This is a genomic window from Nostoc sp. (assembly GCF_041747015.1).
Taxonomy (GTDB): domain Bacteria; phylum Cyanobacteriota; class Cyanobacteriia; order Cyanobacteriales; family Nostocaceae; genus Nostoc.
Genome location: NZ_JBGTFY010000407.1, coordinates 1 through 9,336 on the forward strand (window position 1 = coordinate 1; position 9,336 = coordinate 9,336).

General features: G+C 43.2%; 2 protein-coding genes and 2 pseudogenes. All 4 read left to right on the forward strand.

Features of this window, described 5'->3' with window-relative positions:
- Positions 1-141: 141 nt before the first annotated feature.
- Positions 142-468, forward strand: a pseudogene (locus ACEW80_RS31875) (transposase); the annotation flags it as partial.
- A gap of 871 nt (positions 469-1,339) precedes the next feature.
- Positions 1,340-1,471 (forward strand): annotated as a pseudogene (locus ACEW80_RS31880) (3-deoxy-7-phosphoheptulonate synthase); the annotation flags it as partial.
- A gap of 364 nt (positions 1,472-1,835) precedes the next feature.
- The gene (locus ACEW80_RS31885; RefSeq protein ID WP_373530447.1) at positions 1,836-8,420 is read left to right on the forward strand and encodes an SDR family NAD(P)-dependent oxidoreductase; all 6,585 of its coding nucleotides are present in this window, start codon (positions 1,836-1,838) and stop codon (positions 8,418-8,420) included.
- Between the two features lie 173 nt (positions 8,421-8,593).
- The coding region (locus ACEW80_RS31890) for an NAD(P)/FAD-dependent oxidoreductase (protein ID WP_373530448.1) at positions 8,594-9,336 on the forward strand (743 nt) is incomplete at its 3' end.

A 9,336-nucleotide genomic window follows, 5' to 3' on the forward strand; every position in this document is an offset into this window, starting at 1 on the left:
AGATTTTGTACTTCGCTTCCCCAGAGAATCAAGACTTAGGTGTGGTTAAATACCTCCGAAAGCCAGTCTCAAAGCTAGATTTATCGCCTTTTCCTGCACCCTCTTGACAAATGTGCAATTATCTTAACCTCTCACTGATGAAAAACAGTTCGCACTTGTCGTCAACTGCTCAAAGTTGAGTCGGCGATGTGGTTGTTTGTGACAACTGTTGGTGTCGAACCCACTAATAATGCTGCTGAACGAGCTATTCGTCCTGCTGTCATCTGGCGACGGACTAGTTTTGGCTCTCAAACCAAGACTGGTAGTGTTTTTGTGGCTCGGATGTTAACTGTAGTTACAACCCTCAAGTCTCAAAAGCGTAATGTTTTGGAGTTTATGACTCAGGCTGTTGTTGCTGCTCGTGGTGGTCAAACTCTTCCTTCTTTACTTCCAGAAGCTACTACTTCTTCTGATGATCTGATTTGTTGAAAGCTGCTTAATTTTATTACTTGATTTTGGGAGTTGTTTTTTGCCTTTTTTACACCCCCTGAACGCTTACTATTTTTCTTGCTAGCAAGCGAGTTAGTTTTTAATTAATATCAAATTCCAAATGCGAACGCTCATTTTCAATTGTTCATTGTACCTTGCTTGATGAGGTTAGTAGAGCTTTGAGTTGATTGGCGAGCGCTTGGCTATTCGGGCTACAAGTATTGTATCGCCATATTTGGCTTGATGATGGATCTTTTTGGGCATGGTATTGATCAAACTCGTCTACAGATATATTGACATCTTGCTCCTTCCTCAATATTTAAATAAAATTATCTTTTGACAAATATTTAATAAAACAGTAAAATCTACGTTTTTTATTTTAGAGAAAAATTATCATAGGATTTTACCTATTATTAACAAAATCTTAGTTTATTTAATATATTTCTAGTTTATGTGAGTATCCAAATCTAAGTTTAAAATAAAAACCTTGTTGGATAAAAATTTTAGTTTTTAGTCTCAGTATTTAAAATACTAATCTGATTTTTTACTCAATTATTTCATCAATTAATTCTTGATTACAATAATGGTGAGTTATCTGGTAAGTATTACAGAAATCACGTGCATTTGCCCCTGCTATACGACTAGTTACAAAAATTTATCTTAAATTACATCAATTCTTAACCTAGTCCTGATATATTGATAATTACGAGTTTAATCTAAATATGTTTTTAATGTAAACTATAAAATATATAATTTAGTTATTTACTCTGAAGGGGAGACGAAATAGGCTAAAAAGCTTTGTATGTCAAGCTTGTAACGTTTTGTGGTAGAAAAAGATAGGTCTCTGATTTGCAACAAAGCCTATCTATATACCCTAGATATATCTGCAATCCCAGTATTGCGATCGCTGACTCACTTACCCATTATGATTGATCCCAGCCACGCCACTGGTAAATCAGAGTTTGTTTCAACTAGGGGTATTAGTACCATTGGAACAGAAAACCGGGATAAGCGTTATTACATGAATAATACAAAAGTATTTAAACGCTGAAACCTTGTTTTATCATTAAGCAGCTATCTGGTGACTTGAAAAATCAGCTACTACAACCCTCAAGAAAATCCTTATAGGATAAGACTTTTAAGCTTAACTCGGTTTTCTGTTCCGATGATACTCATACCCCTATTATTTAGTTAATGTAAAGTTTTGTAATAAAAACGAAATTTTTAGAGATCAGCTTGAAGAGTAAATAAAGCTCTATCAGTAAGAGGCTCAAAAACAAAATGAACTAGTTTTCGATAGACATTTGATTCTCAATCAAGTTCTTTTCCTCAGTTTATCTATTTAGTCGTATTGACTTCTCCTAACTATGAACATACAAAATGAAGCTCCTGCTATTGCAGTTATTGGAATGGGCTGTTGGTATCCTGGTGCACGAAATTTAGGACAATTGTGGGAAAATATACTTGCCAGACGCCAAGAGTTTCGCCGAACACCAGATCAGCGATTACCGCTTTCCCAGTATTACAATCCCGATTCGACTGTCCCAGACAAGACCTACGGAAGTCGTATGGCTGTCATTGATGGGTTTGAGTTTGACTGGATTAGTAAACGCATTCCCAAAAAAGTTGTAGACACCGCAGATATTGCTCACTGGCTGGCTTTAGAAGTTGCAATCCAAGCTTTAGAGAATTCTGGCTATACCCGTACAAGTATTCCTATTGAACGTACTGGTGTTTTATTAGGAAACACAATGACAGGGGAGTTTTCAAGGTCTACCAACGTGCGATTGCGCTGGCCTTATGTCCGGCGTGCCTTGGTAGCGGCATCAGAGGCAAAGGGTTTACCATCGCAAGTTATAGACTCTTTGGCAGAAACTATGGAGGATTATTACAAGTCTGTGTTCTCGCCAATTACTGAGGACACGCTATCAGGTAATCTTTCCAATACGATCGCTGGGAGAATCTGCAATTTCTTTAACTTTCATGGTGGCGGTTATACAGTAGATGGTGCCTGTTCTTCATCATTACTTGCAGTAGCTAACGCTGCTACCGCTTTGACCAATAAAGACTTAGACCTTGCCTTTGCTGGTGGTGTAGATATTAGCCTGGACACCTTTGAACTGATTGGATTTGCCAAGACTGGTGCCCTGACTCATCAAGATATGACAGTTTACGACCAAAGGGCTAGTGGATTTATACCAGGTGAGGGATGTGGTTTTGTTGTTTTGAAACGCTTAGAAGATGCTCGCGCCGACGGCAACTATGTATATGCAGTGTTGAATGGGTGGGGGATATCGTCTGACGGCAAAGGTGGACTCACCGCACCTAGTCGTGAAGGACAAGCAATGGCTTTGCACCGTGCATATCAGCGAGCTGGTTACAGCGCACATTCTGTTGATTTCATTGAAGGGCATGGTACTGGTACATCTGTCGGCGATCGCGTAGAACTTGAAGGTATTGCTCTGGCCATGAGTTTGGACGGTGAGACGAGCGAGCGCACCTGTGGTGTCACCTCCTTTAAATCCCTCGTCGGTCATACCAAAGCGGCTGCGGGGATTGGTGCTCTGATTAAAGCGATCATCGGTGTCAACCGCCGGATTTTGCCACCAATAGCCGGTTGTAAGCAGCCGAACCCAGTATTTGAGACTTCTGCTCGCTGTCTCTACCCCATCCTCCAAGGAGAAGTGCGAAACCAGACTGATATTTTACGTGCAGGGGTTTCGGCTATGGGATTCGGTGGGATTAATTGCCACATTACTTTGGAATCTGGCGATGCTCCAGCCGCTGATCTCGAACCATCCATAAAAGAGCGGGCTTTGCTCGTTTCTCATCAGGATACAGAGATATTTGTACTTAGTGCCACATCCATTTCTGCTTTGCTGCAACGCACATTAGCTGTAATCAACATTGCACAAGGATTGAGCCAGAGCGAACTAGTTGATTTAGCAGCCCATTTGACCAGCGAACTAGAACCGCAACTGCCAATTCGGGCAACAGTAATTGCAGGTAGCTCCCAAGAACTGATTGAAAATCTGAATCTTCTAGAAAAATTGTTGCGGGAAACGCCCCCTGCTCATGGAGAAGTAGTTGTCAGTCCCCAGAAAGAAGTTTGGATTGGCAATGCCGTTCGCCGCAATAGAATAGGCTTTCTGTTTCCCGGACAAGGTTCTCAAAAATTGAATATGGCGCGATCGCTCTACAATCGATATAGCTGGGCTAAAGACCTTGTAGAGCAGGCAGATATTTGGCTGCGCGAGATTGGCTCCCAAGGGGTGCGAGAATACATTTATGTTCCACTCGACCGGGCTGCCAATCAAGAACAGGTAGCAGAGTGGTCAAGCAAGCTTGCACAAACTGAAGTTGCTCAACCCGCTATTTGCCTCGCTTCCCTACTCTGGATACGCTACCTTAATCTGCTTGGAATCAAACCGGCGGCAGTTGCTGGCCACAGCCTGGGAGAACTGAGTGCTTTTTATGCGGCAGGTGGCTTTGACGAAAAGACTCTCCTGTGTTTGGCTGGGGTTCGAGGACAGGCCATGTCTGCACCAATCCAAAGCGATCGCCCAGGTGCTATGGCAAGTTTAACTTGTTCTCAACAGACAGCCGAGGAACTTTTGAATCGTGTCAGTGGCTATGTCGTCATCGCAAATATCAATAGTCCATTGCAAACAGTTATCTCCGGTGAACAAGCGAGTGTTGAGCAGGTCATTGAACTAGCTATAGCCGCAGATATCCGAACAGTTCGGCTGCCAGTTTCCAATGGCTTTCATTCTCAACTGGTTGCAGATGCCGCCGAATATCTAGGTCAACACGAACTGATCCCAGATCAACCCCAAGAGTTGACCGTGCCACTATTCTCAAGCTTAGACGGACAACAGTTAGCATTAGGGCAGTCATTGCGGGAGTATTTTGCCAATCAGGCGATCGCCCAAGTGGATTTCGTCTCTCTGGTGAAAACACTAATGCAGAAATGCGACTTACTAATAGAGGTCGGACCTGGAAAGGTTCTCTCAGGTCTAGTAAGTGATATTGCTGGTTCAAATGGGCTACTTTGTCTCCCTGTGGAATCGAAACCCGGTCTAGATCAGGATTTGAACTTAATGCTAGCCGCGTTATTTATCCACGGTGGTGAAATTAACTGGAAAGCTCTTTACGAGAACCGTCTTGTCCATCCCTTTGTGCCAGCATCCCAACGCATATTTATTGAGAACCCTTTGGAACGTCCATTCCAAGTATCAACAGTGAGTCCAACTCCAATTCCGCAAATGTCTGAGTTTTCTGCTGATTCCATCCTTGCTCAACAAAGCTTAGTTCCGTGGGATCTGCTTGCCAATTACTTTTCTCAACGTGGAAAGTTTCTCACAGAAGTGATCCGAGCAGATGTGCAAAGTTTGCCAATGCTTTCTACTTCTGTTAATAACCCAGATAAAGCTCCCCTAGTAAGTCCTGCCTATGTCTCTCCTCCTCAAGTACCTACTCTGACACCAGAGCCAAGTATACCTGTCAACCGTAACCAAGCTGCTACTATTGAAACCCTCCTTATCGGTCTGATTGCTCAACAAACAGGATTTCCACAAGAGAGCATGACGCTGCAAATCAGACTATTAGATGATTTGAACCTAGATTCAATTAAAGCCGGAGAACTAATCGCTACCGCAGCCAGGGAAATTGGTGTAGCAGGTCTAATTGACCCGACAACTCTAGCCAACGCAACTATCCAAGAGGTTGCTGAGGCACTGCGGATGGCTATACCAAACAATAACGGCAACCACAATGGTAAAGCGACAACAGTATTGAAAGAGGCATATCCAGCTAGGAATGAGTCAAATGTTGCTTTGAAAGAAGCCGTCGGAGTTGCTTTGAAAGAAACGATCGCAGCAAAAAACTTAACTGATTCACCAGTAATAATGCCTGATAACAAACACCAAACTCAGGTGCGTGATTATATTGTTCGGGCAGTGGTGGAAGAATTTACACCAGTTACTTTAGGCAAACATCCTAAGGAAAAATGGCATACTGCAAACGTACTTCTCTTGTGTGAATCTGGGGAGCTAGACATAGCAAAGACCTTGTGTGAGCAACTCCAGAGTCGAGGATCTCAAGTGCAGACCGTATCTTTTGTCGAAGCCCGCGCTCAGGCACTAATTGAAAGCATTGATTTCACTCACTTCATTGCTATACTTCCTCGAACAACGAGCAATGAGTTGTCAACAGACACTCGTCTAGTTAATATGATTGAACGCTTACGCAGCGTAGCTAGCCCGCCTCCAGCTGCCCGTGGTTCCCGCGAACATACAACGGTGGCGTATATTCAATTTGGTGGAGGAAATTTCAGCACACAGCCTCCCTTGGCCGATATTGAACAATGCTGTGCAATTGGTTTTGCTGCCAGTGTTCATCTTGAGCGATCTGATCTGAAAGTGCGAGTAATTGATTTCTCCCCGACAGTAAATCTAACCAAGCTAGCTGAATGCACCATTGAAGAACTCTCCACCACACATGTCTACATGTCTGTAGGCTATGATAACCATCTAACTCGCTATGTTCCTCGACCTCAGGTGCAAGAACCTGTAGACTATCAAAGGCGCTCAGTTACATGGTCATCTGAAGATGTGATTCTTGTAACTGGTGGAGGAAAAGGCATTACAGCAGAGTGCGCCCTAGCGCTAGCTCGGAATACAGGGGTTCGGATGGCGCTGATCGGGCGATCGCCGCACCCTAACGGCAACCTTGAAAGACGTGGAGGTGGGAGTACAGAAATAGCCCGCACTCTTGAAAGATTCAATGCCGAAGCTCTGACATGTCAATATTATGAATGTGACATTTCTGACTTCGATGCACTAGCATCTCTGCTTGCACAAATCCGCCAAGATTTGGGCGAGATCACAGGAGTCCTCCACGGGGCTGCCCTGAACAAGCCTCGGTTAGTAGAGCAAATATCTACAGAATCGGCATTTGATGAAGTCAAACCTAAACTCAAAGGTGTACTGAATCTGTGTCAAGCCCTGGCAAACGCACCCTTAAAACTTTTTGCTGGTTTCTCATCAGTCATCGGGATTACAGGGATGCAACGCAACGCCTGGTATGGTTTCGCTAATGAAGCACTCGATTTGATTTTACGCCGCCTTCAAGTTCAACACCCAGAAATTGCTGTAATCACAATGGCATTTAGTGTGTGGGAAGAAGTCGGGATGGGTGCAAGGATGGGAAGCGTTCGCCATCTTGCGAAGATGGGAATTCAGGCAATTCCTAAAGATGAGGGTGTAGCTCGATTTTTGCATCTGATCAAGAATGATCCTGGAGATACTCGGATTGTGATTGCAGCCCCAATGCAAGCTCTATCTGCTTTTGAGTCTAGCGGTCTAGATACTTGGTACCCACAAAGATTCTTACCTCGTGCTGAGTTAAAATTTCTGGAACGAATCCTTCTATGCGAACCTGGGGTAGAAATTGTGGCGCGATCGCACCTCAGTTTGGAACGAGATTCATACCTTTTAGATCACCTCTACAAGGGTTCTTACCTCTTCCCAACAGTGTTTGGCTTAGAAGCTATGATGCAAGCGGTTGTCTATGTGACAGGTGAGCAGAATTTGCCAGCCATTCGCATTGAAGATGTTCGCCTTGAACGTCCAATCGTCGTAGATCCGGACAAAGGACTAGACATCGAAATTCGTGCAGAAGTACCTGAACGAGAGTTCAAAAATTCTTTGCGACAAGTATATGTGTCTATCAAGACAGAACAAACAGGATTTGCAATTAACCATTTTTCTGCTACTTTTATATTAGGTGTAGAAAACAATCCACCAATAGAGCATATTCCTGTCTCAGAGTCTCCTCTAGATATCGAACCACAGTCAGACCTTTACAGTTGGTTGCTCTTCCAAGGATCTAGTTTCCAACGCTTGCAGCAGATTCATGCCCTAAATTCGCGAGAGTGTGTATTCCAAACACAAAAAAATTCATTCCCAACAGAAGGTAAGGAAAGTAGTTTAAATCGGGCACAAGGGCCATTTTGGTTGGGAGATCCTTATTGCAGAGATTCACTACTCCAAGTTGGACAGCTTGTGATTCCCCAAGACATTTGCTTACCAATCAGGATCGATAGCATTGAAATCTACCAACCAAATAGTGAGGCTTCTTCTTATATCGGGGTAACAAGGTCTCAAGGTCGAGAAGGCAAACAATATCAGAATAGTGTTCTGATCACGAATGCAGATGGACAAGTTGTAGAAAGGCTGAATGGCTATCAATTGCGAATACTAGAGCATCGCAAGGATAATCCTACAGTTGAAGAACTGGCTGATCCTAGTCAAAGGGATGAGTGGATTCTCCGCAGAAAATTGAGCAATCAAGCCCATCTTTTCCGAGTTGCGGCTCCAGAAATTTCCTTAGCCTACATTCCTGGAATACATGCTCTATCGCCAAGCGATCGTCACGAACTAGAACTACCAATATTCTATAAAACTATCAGCCAACTACTTCATAGCGATGCTAATCAGATACCAAACCTCCAGATCAAGTGGACAGAATCTGGAAAACCAGTAGTTGATGGACTAGAACAAACAGTCGTAGTTTCTCTTTCCCATGATGAGCGTGTCTGTATTTGCGTTGCTGGACAAGGGCTGCAAGGTTGTGATATCGAGCCTGTGACACATCGAACCCAGCAAGACTGGACTGCCTTACTGAGTAATTCCCGATCGCTGTTAATGCAACAGTTACTTAATGGTAAGAGTTCAGTAGCTCATGCTGGTACACGAATATGGACGGCTATAGAAGCTTTACGTAAAGCGACTGAAGCAAAATCCATTAACTTAGCGATCGAGCGTATAGAAGGCGACAGCGTTCTGTTCCTAGATGCTGCTTCAAATGGTCAACTTAAAGTCCTCACATTCCCAGTGAGACTAACACGAGGTCTAGAAAAAATGGTGGCTCTAGTAGTACAGGATCTCTAGTCCGCTTAATCAGCAATTGCTTGCAATTGTCAAGGTTAGGAATCAACTATGGTGATGGTGTTTAATCCTCAAACAACCAGTTTATCCAAAGACTGAATCTGACTAAAACACCATCACGCTCAACCCGAAAATTTTACCAAATCAAAAGTTTAGTTATTCAAAGGAAAATGTCAATGAATAATACTCAGTCTCAAGTTTATGATGTTGTGATTATGGGTGCTGGCATCGCCGGGGTTTCTCAAGCTCGCCACCTGATGCTGAACATTCCCAACATCAAAGTTGCATTAGTCGATCCCCGTCCAGAAGAAAGAACCGAAAAAGACTTAAAAGTTGGTGAATCAACAGTAGAAATCTCAACTCTGTTTTTTGGTAAAGAGTTAGGTCTTTATGATTACTTGATTGAAAATCATCCTCCTAAATACGGCTTGAATTTTCATTGGGCAAAACAGCCCGAAAAAACAGAGTCCATTGATGACTACCACCACATTTGGTGTACTCGACAACCCTCACTTGCTTCCACTTTGATGAACCGCGCCAAGTTCGAGCGGGATGTCTTAAAAATGAATAAGCAAATGGGAGCTAGCTTTTACAATGGTCGTGTAGTGGATGTTGATTTAACTCCTGGTGATGCTCTCAAAACTGTGAAAGTGAAAGTGGGCGATAAGTATTTAGAACTTCAAGCCAAACATGTTATCGATGCTGCTGGTCGTAAGTTTATTATTGGGCGCAAAACTGATAATATTATCTTTGATTCTGAAGAACTATATGGTGTTAACAATGGTTCAGCATGGGTAAGGGTGAAAAATGTCGATCGCACAATTTTTCACAGTGGTTATGACCCCTTGGGAGCGACATGTAGCCATTACTATGCCACTAATCACATGATGGGACATGGGCATTGGGTATGGGTAATTCC

Excerpts from the sequence above, each read along its gene's own strand:
- ACEW80_RS31885 (WP_373530447.1), top strand. The coding sequence starts at position 1,836 with ATGAACATACAAAATGAAGCTCCTGCTATTGCAGTTATTGGAATGGGC.